The sequence below is a fragment of the Streptomyces sp. URMC 127 genome (genome assembly GCF_051386535.1).
Lineage (GTDB): Bacteria > Actinomycetota > Actinomycetes > Streptomycetales > Streptomycetaceae > Streptomyces.
In genome coordinates, this window is sequence record NZ_JBPQTW010000174.1 from 1 (window position 1) to 15,162 (window position 15,162).

General features: G+C 74.2%; 12 protein-coding genes and 1 pseudogene. 8 read left to right on the forward strand and 5 right to left on the reverse strand.

The genetic code is table 11. The features are described from left to right. Positions 1 to 108: 108 nt before the first annotated feature. From ACSNOH_RS26585 to ACSNOH_RS26595, 3 genes are all read left to right on the forward strand, one after another. Entirely contained in the window at positions 109 to 2,346 is a 2,238-nt protein-coding gene (locus ACSNOH_RS26585; protein ID WP_436723953.1) for an MMPL family transporter, read from the forward strand. Between the two features lie 250 nt (positions 2,347 to 2,596). After that, positions 2,597 to 2,974, forward strand: coding sequence for a hypothetical protein (locus ACSNOH_RS26590; protein WP_436723954.1), 378 nt, complete (start codon positions 2,597 to 2,599; stop codon positions 2,972 to 2,974). A gap of 180 nt (positions 2,975 to 3,154) precedes the next feature. Continuing rightward, the gene (locus ACSNOH_RS26595; protein ID WP_436723955.1) at positions 3,155 to 4,351 is read left to right on the forward strand and encodes a MarP family serine protease; all 1,197 of its coding nucleotides are present in this window, start codon (positions 3,155 to 3,157) and stop codon (positions 4,349 to 4,351) included. A gap of 19 nt (positions 4,352 to 4,370) precedes the next feature. On the opposite strand, the gene ACSNOH_RS26600 is transcribed toward ACSNOH_RS26595, so the two are convergent. From ACSNOH_RS26600 to ACSNOH_RS26610, 3 genes are all read right to left on the reverse strand, one after another. After that, complete coding sequence (locus ACSNOH_RS26600; protein ID WP_436723956.1) at positions 4,371 to 5,396, reverse strand: HNH endonuclease family protein; 1,026 nt, start codon at positions 5,394 to 5,396, stop codon at positions 4,371 to 4,373. Between the two features lie 147 nt (positions 5,397 to 5,543). Continuing rightward, complete coding sequence (locus ACSNOH_RS26605; protein ID WP_436723957.1) at positions 5,544 to 6,647, reverse strand: helix-turn-helix domain-containing protein; 1,104 nt, start codon at positions 6,645 to 6,647, stop codon at positions 5,544 to 5,546. A 378-nt stretch (positions 6,648 to 7,025) separates the two neighbouring features. Next, positions 7,026 to 9,068, reverse strand: coding sequence for a DHA2 family efflux MFS transporter permease subunit (locus ACSNOH_RS26610; protein WP_436723958.1), 2,043 nt, complete (start codon positions 9,066 to 9,068; stop codon positions 7,026 to 7,028). 199 nt (positions 9,069 to 9,267) lie between these two features. Between ACSNOH_RS26610 and ACSNOH_RS26615 the strand changes: the two genes are divergently transcribed. The 4 genes from ACSNOH_RS26615 to ACSNOH_RS26630 all read left to right on the forward strand — a co-directional run bounded on the left by ACSNOH_RS26615 (position 9,268) and on the right by ACSNOH_RS26630 (position 13,390). Beyond that, positions 9,268 to 10,530, forward strand: a complete 1,263-nt coding sequence (locus ACSNOH_RS26615) for an energy-coupling factor ABC transporter permease (RefSeq protein WP_436723959.1) — start codon at positions 9,268 to 9,270, stop codon at positions 10,528 to 10,530. Between the two features lies 1 nt (position 10,531). Continuing rightward, a complete protein-coding gene (gene cbiQ / locus ACSNOH_RS26620; protein ID WP_436723960.1) occupies positions 10,532 to 11,296 on the forward strand; it encodes a cobalt ECF transporter T component CbiQ in 765 nt (254 codons plus the stop codon). Continuing rightward, positions 11,293 to 12,090, forward strand: coding sequence for an energy-coupling factor ABC transporter ATP-binding protein (locus ACSNOH_RS26625; protein WP_436723961.1), 798 nt, complete (start codon positions 11,293 to 11,295; stop codon positions 12,088 to 12,090). The genes cbiQ and ACSNOH_RS26625 overlap by 4 nt, the downstream gene beginning before the upstream one ends. Before the next feature lie 112 nt (positions 12,091 to 12,202). After that, positions 12,203 to 13,390: a serine hydrolase domain-containing protein gene (locus ACSNOH_RS26630; RefSeq protein ID WP_436723962.1), complete on the forward strand. Its 1,188-nt coding sequence runs from the start codon at positions 12,203 to 12,205 to the stop codon at positions 13,388 to 13,390. Between the two features lie 345 nt (positions 13,391 to 13,735). On the opposite strand, the gene ACSNOH_RS26635 is transcribed toward ACSNOH_RS26630, so the two are convergent. Then, positions 13,736 to 14,164: a nuclear transport factor 2 family protein gene (locus ACSNOH_RS26635; RefSeq protein WP_436723963.1), complete on the reverse strand. Its 429-nt coding sequence runs from the start codon at positions 14,162 to 14,164 to the stop codon at positions 13,736 to 13,738. A 52-nt stretch (positions 14,165 to 14,216) separates the two neighbouring features. Here ACSNOH_RS26635 and ACSNOH_RS26640 point away from each other — a divergent pair, with 52 nt between their 5' ends. Next, positions 14,217 to 15,035, forward strand: a complete 819-nt coding sequence (locus tag ACSNOH_RS26640) for an SDR family NAD(P)-dependent oxidoreductase (protein WP_436723964.1) — start codon at positions 14,217 to 14,219, stop codon at positions 15,033 to 15,035. Between the two features lie 27 nt (positions 15,036 to 15,062). Here ACSNOH_RS26640 and ACSNOH_RS26645 read toward each other — a convergent pair. Further along, positions 15,063 to 15,162, reverse strand: a pseudogene (locus ACSNOH_RS26645) (EamA family transporter); the annotation flags it as partial.

Sequence of the window (15,162 nt, forward strand, 5' to 3'; positions counted from 1 at the left end):
CCACAGTTCCACCCTCCCCCACACTGCCCACCTGACGTGCCGCTCTCGTCGCCGGGCTGCTTCCCCATGCCCTGTTAGTCCACCGATCCGACGGGAGCACCACTCCTCGTGGCCACGTTCCTCTACAGACTCGGCCGGCTCGCCTACCGGCGGCGCTGGTACTTCGCCCTCATATGGGTGCTGCTGCTGGTCCTCGCCGGGGCCGGCGCCGCCACCGCGTCCAAGTCCACCAACAACGACTTCTCCATCCCCGGCACGGAGGCGCAGCGCGCCTTCGACCTGCTGGAGAAGCGCTTCCCGGGCAACAACGAGCAGAACGCCTCCGCCCGCGTCGTCTTCAAGGCCCCGGAGGGCCAGAAGCTCACCGACCCGAAGAACAAGGCGGCCGTCGAGAAGGTCATCGCCGAGCTGAAGCACAGCCCGCAGGTGGCCGCCGCGGCCGACCCGTTCACGGCGAAGACCGTCAACCCCGCCGGCACCACCGGCTACGCCTCCGCCGCGTACAAGGTCAAGTCCATGGACCTGACCGAGGACTCCCGCACGGAGCTCAAGGACGCCGCCCAGCACGGCCGCGACGCCGGGCTGACCGTCGAGGTCGGCGGCAGCGTGCTGCAGCAGATGCCCGAGGGCGGCTCCGAGGCCATCGGCATCGCCGTCTCCGCGGTGGTCCTGCTGATCACCTTCGGCTCGCTGGTCGCCGCCGGCCTGCCGCTCCTGACGGCCATCATCGGCGTCGGCATCGGCGTCTCGTCCATCGCGGCGCTCGCGCCCCTGCTGGACCTCTCCACCAACACCTCCACGCTCGCCATGATGATCGGCCTCGCGGTCGGCATCGACTACGCGCTGTTCATCGTCTCCCGCTACCGCGCGGAGCTGGCCGAGGGCCGCGAGCGCGAGGAAGCGGCCGGACGGGCCGTCGGCACGGCCGGATCCGCGGTGGTCTTCGCGGGTCTGACCGTCGTCATCGCGCTGGCCGGGCTCATGGTCGTCAACATCCCCATGCTCACGAAGATGGGCATGGCCGCGGCCGGCACGGTCACCATCGCGGTGCTCATCGCCCTCTCGCTCATCCCCGCGCTGCTCGGCTTCGCCGGCAAGCAGGTGCTGGCCCGCAAGGTCCGCAAGGCCAAGCCGGGCGCCGAGGGCGGCGACAAGCCCAACATGGGCACGCGCTGGGCCCGCTTCGTCCTGCGCAAGCCCGTGCTCGTACTCGTCGCCGGTGTGCTGGGGCTGGGCGCCATCGCGGTGCCCGCCGCCTCCCTGGAACTGGGCCTTCCGGACGACGGCGCGGCGTCCAAGAGCAGCACCCAGCGCAAGGCGTACGACCTGCTGTCCGAGGGCTTCGGCCCGGGCTTCAACGGCCCGCTCATGGTCATCACCGACGTGGCGGACGCCAAGGACCCCAAGGGCGCGGTCCAGAAGGTCGGCGACAAGCTCAAGGGCCTGGACAACGTCGCCACCGTCACCCCGGCGCACTTCAACCCGGCCGGTGACACGGCCATGCTCACCGTCGTGCCCAAGTCCAAGCCGACCAGCACGGACACCGAGGACCTCGTCCACGCGATCCGCGCCGAAGGCGGCGGGCTCAAGGCCGACACGGGCGCGCAGGTGCTCGTCACCGGCTCCACGGCGATGAACATCGACGTCTCGCAGAAGCTCAACGACGCCCTGCTGCCCTACCTGGCGCTCGTCGTCGGCCTCGCCTTCCTGCTGCTGATGGTCGTCTTCCGCTCCGTGCTGGTGCCGCTGAAGGCCGCGCTCGGCTTCCTGCTGTCGGTGGTCGCCGCGCTGGGCGCCGTCGTGGCGGTCTTCCAGTGGGGCTGGCTGGGTTCGGTCTTCGGGGTCGAGGAGACCGGGCCGATCATGTCGATGATGCCGATCTTCATGGTGGGCGTCGTCTTCGGTCTGGCCATGGACTACGAGGTCTTCCTCGTCACGCGGATGCGGGAGGCGTTCGTCCACGGCGAGCGGCCCGGGCAGGCCGTCGTGACCGGCTTCAAGCACGGCGCGCGGGTGGTGACGGCCGCGGCCATCATCATGATCAGCGTCTTCGCCGGCTTCATCGGCTCGTCCGAGCAGATGATCAAGATGATCGGCTTCGGCCTGGCCATCGCCGTCTTCTTCGACGCGTTCGTGGTCCGCATGGCCATCGTGCCGGCGGTGCTGGCGCTGCTCGGGAAGTCGGCGTGGTGGCTGCCGGGGTGGCTGGCGAAGGTCCTGCCGAACGTGGACGTCGAGGGCGAGGGGCTCCAGAAGCGGCTCGCGAAGCCCGGGGCGTCTTCGGCGACGCCGGGTACGCCCGGGGCGCCCGAGGCGGACGAGGACCGGGAGCTGGTCAAGGCCTGACCTCATCCCGTACGGGCGCGGCCCGGCGGCGCGGCTCACCCATGAGGTGGGTGCGGCACCGCCGGGCCGCGCCCGTTCCGGCTGAGCGCCGCAGCGGAGCCGGGGAGCAGGTGCCGGGGCCCTGGTGACGGTCCCGGTTCCTGTAGGGGCCGGTCCGTGCCCAAGATGACCAAGCACTTCGTTCCTCTGGACCGCGCGGTCAGCTTCGTGGACCCGCCCGAGCACGCCCGGGTCCGGTCCCGCCGATGTCGTGCGCCATGTCGTCTCGCCGTTCGCCCTGGCCGTGATCGGCGAGGTGATGGGCATCCCGGCCGCGGACCGGCCGCGCGTGCGGGACTGGGCGCAGTACGTCTCCTACGTGGCCGCCAACTGGGACGAGCGGGTCTACCCCGATCCCGGCAGGATCGATTTCGAGCGCGAGGGCCCGCCCCATGTGGCGTTCGGTTACGGCCCCCACTCCTGCGTGGGCCCCTTGCTGGCCCGTAGGGAAGCCGAGGTCCTGCTGTCCGGCCTGACCGGCAGGTTCCCCGCCCTGCGTCTCGCGGTTCCCCCCGCCGACGTGAGGTGGCAGACCGGCGTTCTCATCCGCGGCCCCGTCGGCCTGCCGGTCACCTGGTCATCCGGCTGACAGGCGGCAGAGCGCTCCGGCCGGCCCGGGCCCGGCCCCGGGGCCCCGCCCCGACGTGTCGTACGCCATGAATTCGCCCGGAATGGGAACCGCCCGCGGTCGTACCGGCGTTTCTTCAAGCCCACGGGTCGGTGACCCGCGGGCGTGGTCGGGGGCGCGCGCGAAGGAAAGGGCTCCACGTTGAACCTGCTCGATCTGCTGCTGTTGCTCGTCGTGCTCGGCTACGCCGTCTCCGGCTTCCGCCGCGGCCTCGTGGCGAGCGTCGTGCTGCTCGCCGGCTTCCTCGGCGGAGCCGTCCTCGGCGTGTGGGCGCTGCCGTTCGCCCTGGAGCCGCTGGAGGCGGGGTCGGCCGCCGCGGCGGTCGTCGCCGTCGTGGTGGTCCTCGTCCCGGCCGCGATCGGGCACGCCCTGGCCGGGCGCCTCGCCTACGGCCTGCGCCGCAGGCTCACCTGGGCCCCGGTGCGGGGCGTGGACGGCATCGGCGGCGCCGCCGTGAACTCCCTGGCCGTCCTCCTCGTGGCGTGGGTCGCCGCGAGCGTGCTCGTCTCGGCGAACTCGCCGCTGCTCTCCCGCCAGATCAGGGACTCCACCCTCCTCGGCGCCGTGCAGGAGGCGATGCCCGAGCAGGCCCCCACCTGGTTCAGCCGCACCACGGACGCCCTGACGGGCGCGGGCTTCCCGCAGGTCTTCAACCCCTTCGAGAACGAGCCGGCGACGACCGTCCCCGAGCCGTCCGGCGACGTGGTCACCCCGGCCGTGCGGCGCGTCGCCCGCGAGAGCGTCGTCAAGGTCGAGGGCGTCGCCGACACGGGCGAGGGCCGCCGTGGCCAGGAGGGCAGCGGCTTCGTCTACGCGGCGCAGCACGTGATGACGAACGCCCACGTCGTGGCCGGGGTACGGACCCCCACCGTGCGCGTCGGCGGCGTGGGGAAGGCGTACCAGGCGAAGGTCGTGCTCTTCGATCCGCGCACGGACGTCGCCGTCCTGGACGTGCCGGGCCTGCGGGCCCCCGTGCTGCCGTTCGACAAGAGCGCCAAGCGCGGGGACGCGGCGATCGTCGCGGGCTTCCCGGAGAACGGCGGCCTCGACGTCCGCGCGGCCACGGTCGCCAATGAGATCCGTGCCAAGGGGCAGGACATCTACGGCGACGGCGTGACCACCCGCCAGGTGTATTCCGTGCGGTCCACGATCCGGCCGGGCAATTCGGGCGGCCCGCTCCTGACCCCCTCCGGGCGGGTCTACGGCGTCGTCTTCGCCCGTTCCACGTCCGACGCGGCGACCGGCTACGTCCTGACGGCGGCGCAGGTCGAGGACGCGGCCCGGCGCGCGGCCACGGCGACGGCGCCGGTGGGCACGGGGAGCCGGGCGGCGCTGTAGCCCCGCCCGGCTCCGGCCGTCATGACTTCGGGCCGCCGGGCCGTCCGCTGTGCTGTCCGTCGGGGCGTGCGCCGTGCTGTGCGTCGGGGCGTCCGCCGTGCTGTCCGTCAGGGCGCGCGCCGTGTTGCCCGTCGGGCCGTCCGCCGTGCTGTCCGTCGGGGCGCAGTTCGGGTCGCTCAGGCCGTCCCTCGGGGCGTCCCTCGTGCCGCCCGTCGGGCTTTTCGTCCCGGCAGTCGGCCAGGACCTGCTGCAGCTTGGTCTTCTCCGCGCGGGTGACGGACAGCCCGTAGTAGTCCTTCACCCCCACCCACGCCCGGACGTAGCGGCACTGGGCGCCCGCCCGCGGCAGCCACTTGTCCGGTCCCTTGTCGCCCTTGCGGCGGTTGGTCCAGGTGGAGACCGCGATCAGCTGCGGCGAGGCGGTCAGGTCGTTGGCGAACTCCAGCCGCTTCTTTGCGGTCCAGTTGCGCGCCCCGGACCCCCACGCCTGCCGCAGCGGCACGACGTGGTCGACGTCGACGTGCGCCGGGTCGGCCATGTCCCTGTTGTCGTACTCGCTGTGCCACCGCCCGCCGACGACCTTGCACATGCCGTCGAGCGTCACCGGCGCGTCGGACTGGATCTTGAGGGCGACCTGCCGGGTGGTGCACCGGTCGACGCCGTGCCGCACCCAGCAGGTGGAGCCGAAGTACTTGCGGTGGTAGCCCTTGCCGTTGAACTTCCGCACCTTCAGGTCGCCGAGCATGCGCTCCGCTTCCTCGCGGTCGGGGATGTTCCTGGGCCATCTCAGCGGGAGGCCCCGGTGGTGCGGTGTGGTGCCGGGCGCGGTCTTGGGCGGCTTCGTGTAGACGTCGCCCTCGTCCGCCGCCGGTCCCTCGCACGCGTTCTCGTCGAAGTCCAGCGGGGCCCGGTGCTGCTGCCCGGCCTGCGGCGCGGGGGGTTCGGGCGGCGGGGGCGTGGCCCGGGCCGCGGTGCCGGGCAGGGCCGCCGGAAGGACGGCGGCGGCGATGGCGAAGGCGATTCCCAGGCGTCTGTACCGGCGCATGACGCGTCTCCTCAAGGCTGGCTGCGGATGCCGATGTGGCCGATGGAGCCGTCATAAGGAATTGACCAAGCGAGGGTCAAATGTACGTATAATCCGATTAATTCACCCGTCCGGACAGAGGATTCCGCCTGTCCGGGAACCTTCACTTCACGCCGCGATCTCCGCCATCAGCATCTGCAGCGTCCCGCACCACCTCTCCTGCGGCAGCGCGTCGAGCGCCGCCCGCGCACACGCCAGGCCGCCCTCGCGGTCGCCCGAGCGGACGAGAGTGAGCCCCTTGTGCAGTTCCAGGTGCGTGACGAAGCGCGGGAGCCGTTCGGGCAGTTCGCGCAGGGCCGCTTCCCGGGCCGCCGTCGACTGCTTCTCATCGCCCAGCCGCGCCGACAGCAGCGACAGGAAGCCGTTCATGCGCCAGGCCGGGATGCTGTAGTCGCTGAGCCGTGCCGAGGGGTCGTACGCGGCGTCGAAGATCCGCCGCGCCCGGTCGGCGAGGGACAGGGCCGTCGCCCGGTCGCCGCGCAGGGCCGCCGCGTACGCCTTGCCGAGCGTGGCGTGCAGCAGGCCCACGGACGGCTTGTCCGTGAGGGCCAGCGCCTGGCCGGCCAGCAGCTCGGCCAGGCCCGTGGCCGTGCCGCCGTAGCCGAGCGCGAGGGCGCCCCGGCCGCGCACCCACACCCGTACCGCGACGTCCCCCGAGCGGTCCGCCGCCTCGGCGGCCGTCCGGAACCAGTGGACGGCCTTCGCGCTCTCCTGCTGCGGGAACGTCGTCGCGTACACGGTCATCAGCCGCGCCGCCGCCGACCACATGGCCGGGTCGTCCAGCTGCTGCTGTACGACGACGAGGTCCTCGGCGACCCGCCGCTGGAGGTCGGCGGCGGGCGAGGACATGTAGTCGGTGCCGTACGCGGACAGCCGCTCCTCCCAGTCGTCCGCCGAGGGGCCGCCGCGCAGCCGGGCGGCGAAGCCCAGGCCGAGGAGGTCGGAGACGGCGGCCGGGGCGAGCGCGGCGGCCGTCGCCGGGCCGGGCCGGCCGCCGGCGGCCGCGCCCTCCAGGGTGGCCGCCGGCACGCCGAGCACCTGCGCGAGGGCACGCCGGTAGAACGGGCCGGGCCGGACCCTGCCCCGCTCCCAGCCGCTCACGTACTCGCGGGTCAGGGCGGTGCCGCAGGCGTCGTTGAGCTCCGCCGCGAGGCGGCCCTGGCTCCAGCCGCGCGCCGTGCGCAGCTCCCTGACAAGATCTCCGGTCTCCACGGGGCCATCTAGCCACGCCCGCCCCCGCGGATGCCACTACGGATGCCACTAGTGGAGTTTCTGCTTCCGTCAGAGGCTGGGGGCCGAGCTGCTCGGACCGCGATGCGCCACGGGGGTGCGCGTCGGGGTCCGGCGCGCGCGTCGCCGCGCGCCTCCAGGCCGGGTCACCGCCCCTGCACGGGCGCCCCGCGGGAAGCGGCCCCGTGCGGGAGAAAGCCCCCGGGGCCGCTTCCCGGTCGCGCGGCGATGCGCTGGCGCGGCGGCGCAGAGGCACGCCGGACCGCGACATGGCAGCGCGCCGCCACCCGCACGGTGGCATGGCCGGGGCCGTACACCGAGGCAGCGGCATGGCGGCCACGCCGGCCCCGCCGCCGGCGGTCACACCGTGATCCGTACCCGCTGCTCGTCCGCCTCCGCCGCCTCCTCGTCCTCCTCCAGCAGCCGCTCCGCCAGCGCGTCCAGCGCGCGGTCGAGCCGGGCCCGGTCCTCCGGGTCGCCCACGTCCCAGTCGCCCAGGCGGGCGGCCAGCCACGAGCGCCAGGTCGCGGCCAGCCGCTCGATCTCCGCCTCGCCCGCGGGCGTGAGCGACAGCGCGTCGCCCTCCAGCCGGGCGTACCCCGCCCCGGCCGTCTCCGCGAAGACCGGCCGCAGCACCTCCGGCGGCATCCGGTGCGCGGCCGCCACCGAGCTCAGCGCCGCCTCGCCGCGCACGCGCAGCCGCCAGTGGATCTGGCCCAGCGTCCACGCCTCCGCCGGACCGAGCGCACTGCCCGACTCCGCCAGCAGCTGCCGCCCCACCGGCCCCCCGGCCTTGCGCATGACGCCCGCGACCGCCCGCTCCAGCTGCCGCTGCGCCTCCGCGGAGTCCGGCGCCGCGAACCCCTCGCCCATGTCGGCCGCACCCGCCCGGGCGCTGTCGCGCAACGGCACCTCCTTGAGGAACCACGCCGCGACGAAACCCGCCAGCGCCACCGGCACGACCCACAGGAAGACGTAGTTCACCGTCTGCGCGTAGGCGTCGACGACCGGCCGGGCCTGCGCGGGCGGCAGCGCGGCCAGCCGCTGCGGGCTGATCACGGCGGACGGCGGCACGCCGGGCGAGCGGAGCAGCGCCTCCGTCAGGTTCGGGCGCAGCCGGTTGCTGTAGAGCGTGCCGAAGATGGCCGTGCCGAACGAGCTGCCGAGCGTGCGGAAGAAGGTGACGCCGGAGGTGGCGGTGCCCAGCTCGTGGTACGGCACGGTGTTCTGCACGGCGATCGTCAGCACCTGCATGGCCAGCCCGATGCCGGCGCCCAGCACGAACATGTACAGCGACTCCAGCCACGCCCCGGTCGACGGGCCCATCGTCGACATCAGGAACAGCCCCAGCGCCATGACCGCCATGCCGGCCACGGGGAACCACCGGTAGCGGCCGGTGCGGCCGACCACGGTGCCCGAGAGCATGGACGCGCCCAGCAGCCCGGCCACCATCGGCAGCGCGCGCACGCCCGACATCGTCGCCGACACCCCGTCCACGTACTGCAGGTACGTCGGCAGGTACGTCAGCGCGCCCAGCATCGCGAAGCCGACGATGAAGCTGAGGAGGGAGCAGACCGTGAAGACGGGGTTGCGGAAGAGGTGCATGGGCAGCATGGGCTCCCGGGCCCGCAGCTCCACCAGGACGAACGCGGCCAGCAGGACGACCGCGCCCGCGAACAGCCCGACGACGACCGCCGAGCTCCACGCGTACGTGCTGCCGCCCCACTCCAGGCCCAGGACGAGCGCGGAGGCGCCGGCCGCGACCAGGGCGATGCCCAGGTAGTCGATCACCGGCCGCACGGCCGAGCGGACGGCGGGGATCGTACGGGCGGCCATGGCGACCATGACGACGGCGACGGGCACGTTGACGTAGAAGCACCACCGCCACGTCGCGTGATCGGTGAACACGCCGCCGAGGGTCGGGCCGACGACCGTCGTCACGCCGAAGACCGCGCCGAGCGCGCCCTGGTACTTGCCGCGCTCGCGCAGCGGGATGACGTCCGCGATCAGCGCCATCGCGGTGACCATCAGGCCGCCGCCGCCCGCGCCCTGCACGGCGCGCCCCGCGATCAGCATGGCCATGGAGCCCGCGGCTCCCGCGAAGACCGATCCGGCCGTGAAGACCACCGCACTGAGCTGGAAGACGACCTTCCGGCCGAAGAGGTCGCCGAACTTGCCGACGAGGACCGTCGCCACGGTCTCCGCCAGCAGGTACGCCGTGACCACCCAGGCCATGTGCCCGCCGCCGCCGAGGTCCGCGACGATCGTCGGCAGCGCGGTGGAGACGATCGTCTGGTCGAGGGCCGCGAGCAGCATGCCGAGCACGATCGTGACGAAGACCAGGTTCGTGCGGCGGCGGCCGAGCACGGGCGGGGCCGTGGTCACCGGTGGGGCCGTGGTCATAAGCCCAGCATTCGGGGGACGGGCGGAGGCCGCCACCGGGGGCCGCCGGGGGAGGCGCGCGGAGGGGCGAGGGGCGCGCAGCAGCGCGGCACAAGCTCTTGCGAACGATTCGCAGAGAGCCCCTATCATCGAGCGGCCCGAAGCGACCGGAGCGCCCGGAGCGCCCGGAGCCTCCGGGCAGGAAGCGAGGGGCGACGTCATGCACGTACCCGACGGATTCATCGACGCGCCGGTCTCCGCCGGCGCGGCAGTCGTCGCCGCGGCAGCGGTCGGCGTCAGCCTGCGCGGCGCGCGGCGCGAGCTCGACGACAAGGCGGCGCCGCTGGCCGGCCTCGTCGCGGCGTTCGTCTTCGCCGTCCAGATGCTGAACTTCCCCGTCGCGGCGGGCACGAGCGGGCACCTGCTCGGCGGCGCGCTCGCGGCGATCCTCGTCGGCCCGTACACGGGAGTGCTCTGCATATCCGTCGTCCTGCTCATGCAGGGCGTCCTCTTCGCGGACGGCGGGCTCACCGCGCTCGGCGTCAACATCACCGACATGGGCATCGTCACGACGGTCGTGGCGTACGGGGTGTTCCGCGTGCTGGTGCGGGTGCTGCCGCGGGGGCGTACGGGGCTGAGCGCGGCGTCCTTCGCCGCGGCCCTGGTCTCGGTCCCGGCCGCGGCGGCGGCCTTCACCCTGCTCTACGCGCTCGGCGGGACGACGGACGTCCCGGTGGGCCAGGTGTTCACGGCGATGACCGGCGTCCACGTCCTGATCGGCCTGGGCGAGGCGGCGATCACGGCGCTGACGGTGAGCGCGGTAGCGGCGGTCCGCCCGGACCTGGTCCACGGCGCGCGGGGCCTCATGCGGCCCCTGGAACTACGCAGGCCCGCCACCGCCAAACTCCCGGGGGGCCCGGGGTCTTCTTCCCACGGCGACGGGGCCGAGGCCGCTCCCGCCGTGCCGGGGGGCCCGGCAGTTTCTTCCCGCCGCGACGGCGATCAGCTGACGCGGCGCGGTCCGGCGGTGCCGGACGGCCTGGGCGAGGGTCGGCACCGCCGGGCAGGTTCGGAGGGGCTGGGCGCCGTCGCGGCGCAAGACGTGGCTGAGGCCTCGTACGCCCCCTCCGCCCCGCAGGGACCCCGCGGCAAGCGGATCTGGTTCGTCGGCGTCGCCGCCGCCCTCCTCTGTGCCGGCGGGCTCAGTTACTACGCCTCCTCCAGCCCCGACGGCCTCGAAAAGGTCGCCCACGACAAGGGCATCGACAGCAAAGAGGAAGCGCACGCCGCCAAGGACTCGCCCCTCGCCGACTACCAGATCAAGGACGTCTCCGACGAGCGCCTCTCCGGCGGCCTGGCCGGAGTCATCGGCGTCGGCGCCACCCTCGCCGCCGGGACGGCCGTCTTCGTCACCCTCCGCTGGAAGCGGACCCGCGCCGCGGACGCCGCCGCCCGCACCGAACCCGAGTCGGCAGCCCCCTGACATGTCCTCCGGCCACGCGCACAAGCTCTACCGCCCCGCCCGCACCCCCGTGCACGCCCTCCCCCCGCACTGCAAGATCGCGGCGGTCCTCGCCTTCGTCCTCGTCGTCGTGGCGACCCCGCGCGAGGCGGTCTGGGCGTTCGCCCTGTACGCCCTGCTGATCGCCGCCGCAGCGGCCACGGCCCGCATCCCCGCCGGGTTCCTGCTCCGGCGCCTGCTGGTCGAGCTCCCGTTCGTGGCGTTCGCGCTGCTCATGCCGTTCGTCGTGCCGGGCGAGCCGGTGCACGTCCTCGGGCTGCCGCTCAGCGTCCCCGGCCTCTGGGGCGCCTGGAACGTCCTGGCCAAGGGCACGCTCGGCGTCGCCGCCTCCGTCGTGCTCGCCTCCACGACGGAGCTCCGCTCGCTCCTCCTCGGCCTGCAGCGCCTGCGCATGCCCCCGCTGCTCGTCCAGATCGCCTCGTTCATGATCCGCTACGGGGACGTGGTCACCGACGAGATGCGCCGGATGCGCATCGCCCGCGAATCCCGCGGCTTCACCGCCCGCGGCGTGCGCCACTGGGGCGTGCTGGCCAAGTCCGCGGGCGCGCTGTTCATCCGCTCCTACGAGCGCGGCGAGCGCGTCCACCTGGCGATGGTCAGCCGGGGCTACACCGGCACCATGCCGGTGACCGACGACGCGCCCGCGACCCGTACGCAGTGGACGCACGCCGCCACGCTGCCGCTGGCCGCCCTCGCGGTCTGCCTGACCGGATGGACCCTCACATGACGACCACGCCCCCCTCCAACGCCTCCCACCCCTCCCTTCACGTATCCGGCCTCGCCTACGCCTACCCCGACGGCCACCAGGCCCTCTTCGGCGTCGACCTGGAGGTCGCCCGCGGGGAGCGCGTCGCGCTCCTCGGCCCGAACGGCGCCGGCAAGACGACGCTCGTCCTGCACCTCAACGGCATCCTCGGCGGCGGCCTCGGCACGGTCCGGGTCGCGGGCCTGCCCGTGGAGAAGCGGAACCTCGCCGAGATCCGCCGCCGGGTCGGCATCGTCTTCCAGGACCCCGACGACCAGCTGTTCATGCCGACCGTCCGCGAGGACGTCGCCTTCGGCCCGGCCGCGGCGGGCCTGCGCGGCGCGGAGCTCGCGGCCTGCGTGGACAAGGCCCTCGCCCAGGTCGGCATGGCCGGCTACGCGGACCGCCCGCCGCACCACCTCTCCTTCGGGCAGCGGCGCCGCGTCGCCGTGGCGACCGTCCTCGCCATGGAACCGGAGATCCTCGTCCTGGACGAGCCGTCCTCCAACCTCGACCCGGCCTCCCGCCGCGAGCTCGCGGACATCCTGCGCTCCCTGGACGTGACGGTGCTCATGGTCACGCACGACCTGCCGTACGCCCTGGAGCTCTGCGAACGCTCCGTCGTCCTCAGCGAGGGCGTCATCACGGCCGACGGCCCGACCCGTGACCTGCTGTGTGACGAGGACCTCATGCGGGCGCACCGGCTGGAGCTGCCGTTCGGCTTCGACCCCCGCGCGGCACGGCCGGGCGCGGTCGCGCGCGGCGCGGCGGGGTGACCTCGGGGTGACCGCAAGGTGACGGGTCCCTCCACCCCGGTCTACGCGCATTGACGAACACGTTGCACCATGGTGGAGGAATTCGCAGCAATCGGCACAGGAGCAGGCAACAGTGGTGGACGTCCAGGGCACGGTGGCGGACGGTTTCGAACCGGTCCGGGACGCCTTCGCGGAGAACTTCGCCCGGCGCGGCGAGCGGGGCGCGGCGGTCGCCGTCTACCGCGAGGGCCGCAAGATCGTCGACCTGTGGGGCGGGGTGCGCGACGCCGACGGTGACGCCGGCGGCGTCGCGGAGCCGTGGGAGCGCGGCACCGCGCAGATCGTCCGCTCCGCCACGAAGGGCGTCGCCGCGGCGGTCCTGCTGCTCCTGCACCAGCGCGGACAGGTGGACCTGGACGCGCCCGTCGGCACGTACTGGCCCGAGTTCAAGGCGGCCGGCAAGGAACGCGTCCTCGTCCGGCACCTCCTCTCGCACCGCGCGGGCCTGCCCGCCCTCGATGTGCCCCTCACCCCCGCGCAGGCGATCGACGGCGTCACCGGCCCCGCCGCCGTCGCCGCCCAGGCCCCGGCCTGGGAGCCGGGCACGGCGCACGGCTACCACGCCCAGACGTACAGCTGGCTGCTCGGCGAGCTGGTCGAGCGCATCACCGGGCGGTCCCTCGGCCGCTGGGTCGCCCAGGAGATAGCCGGGCCGCTGGGCCTGGACCTGTGGATCGGCCTGCCGGAGGAAGAGACCGCCCGCGCCGGCCGCATCGCGGACATCGAGCCGCCGGCCGTCACCGCGCCCTCGGCGGGGCTGCGCGTCCGCCCCAAGCAGGCCGTCACGGACGCGTACGCCGACCCGGAGTCCCTCACCCGGCGCGCCTTCGCCGCGATCTCCCCGGCGGCGGACGAGAACGACCCGGCGTACCGCGCCGCCGAACTGCCCGCCTCCGCGGGCATCGCCACGGCCGACGCCCTCGCCCGCTTCTACGCCTCCCTCATCGGCGACGTGGACGGCGTACGGCGCCTCTTCGCCCCCGCGACGCTGACGCTGGCCCGCACGGAGGAGTCCGCCGGGCCGGACAAGGTCCTCGTCGTCAACACCCGCTTCGGCCTCGGCTACATGCTCCACGGCCCGGCCTCCCCGCTCCTCGCCCCGGGCTCCTTCGGCCACCCGGGCCGGGGCGGCTCCCTGGCCTTCGCGGACCCGGAGTCGTCCCTGTCCTTCGCCTACGTCACGAACGGCATGCAGAAGAACGTCACGGCGGATCCGCGCGCCCAGGCCCTGGTCCGCGCGACCGCCCGCGCGCTGTCCTGACGGCGCGGGGGTGACCGGGCGGCGCCGCCGATGGTCGGGCCCGGGCCCGCACCATGCCGATGGCCGCGGCCACTCCCTTCCGCCGCGACGGCGCTCAACCCGTACGGGCGTGTCCGGCGGTGCCGTGCGGCCCCTGACGGTTGGTTCGGCACCGCCGGGCCCCGCCGCGGTGGTTGTTCGCCGTTGCGGCGGGAAAGAGGACGCCGGGCTTCCCGGCACACAGAGCCCGGCCCCGGCCGCCAGGACCGCGGCACCGCCGGGCCGCGCCGTGGTGGTTGTTCGCCGTCGCGGCGGGAAGAGGGCGCCAGGCTTGCCGGCACCGAGGGGCCCGCCCCGGGCCGGAGGTCAGCGTGCCGCCGGAAGCTGGACCGCGCGGGCTACCGTCAAGCTGTCCTCGTAGAGATGGAAGCGCGTCAGGAGGCCGTTCTCGACGGTGAGCCGCAGGGCGAAGGGCGTCCGGAACGGCAGCCCCGTGCCGCGGACCGTGGCGTCGATGACGCCCGTCACCACCGCATCGCGCCCGTCCGCCAGGACGGCCTCGACGGTGGGCGAGCCGGCCGACTGGGTCACGTTCTCACCCAGCTCCCGGAAGTGCGCGGCGACATCCGCGCGCGTGGACCGCGCCCGTACCCACGGCACGGCCGCCGGATCGCCGACGATCAGCCAGTCGACGGTCTCCGCGAACAGGTCCGCGACCCGCTCCGGGTCGCCCTCGCCGAAGCGGGTCAGGAACAGCTGTACGGCACTGCGCGTGCTTTCGGAGCCGGCTTCCACGTCGGTTCGGTCCTCTTTCCCTCTCGGCGGCGGGTGCCTACGGTAACCCTCCATGCAGCCCTCGCACCGCTCAGCGCACCGCGCAGCGCCCCGCTTCGACGGCTACGCCGCCCTCGTCACCGGCGCCGGCCGCGGCATCGGCGCCGCGACCGCACACCGCCTCGCCGCCGAGGGCGCCCGCGTCCTCGTCACGGACCTCGACGCCGACCGCGCCGGGCACACCGCCGACCAACTCCGCGCGGACGGCCTCACCGCCGAGCCGTACGCGTGCGACGTCGGCGACCGGGCGTCCGTCGAGGCGGCGGTGGCGCACGCCGTCGCGCGGTTCGGCGGGCTGGACGTGCTCGTCAACAACGCGTACTCCTTCCACCCCGACCCCCCGCTCGTCGAGGACGTCGCCGACGACGCCTGGTCGCGGGACCTCGACATCACCCTCACCGGCGCGTTCCGCTGCGTGCGGGCCGCCATGCCGCACCTGGCCGCCGCCCCGGACGGCCGCGGCGCCGTCGTCAGCATCGGTTCCGTCAACGGCGAGCAGGACTACGGCAACCACGCCTACAGCGCCGCCAAGGCCGGCCTCGCCGGCCTGACCCGCACCCTGGCCGGGCAGTGCGCGCGCCGCGGCGTGCGGGTCAACCTCGTCGCTCCGGGCACGGTCCGCACGCCCGGCTGGGACGGCCGCGAGGGCGCCCTGGAGCGGGCGGCCGGGCAGTACCCGCTGGGGAGGGTCGGCGAGCCGGAGGACATCGCGGCGGCCGTCGCCTTCCTCGCCTCGCGCGACGCCTCGTGGATCACGGGCGTCACCCTCCCCGTGGACGGCGGCATCCTCATCGGCAACATCGGCCTGAAGGGGGCGTTCAAGGGGGAGTGAGCACCAGAGATGCCTGTCCGCAGAGCCTCAGCTCGCGTGCAGCATCATCCCGATCCCCGCCACCATCAGCCCCGCCGCCGCCACCCGCGGCGCCCCGAACCGCTCCTTGAAGAACACCGCCCCGATC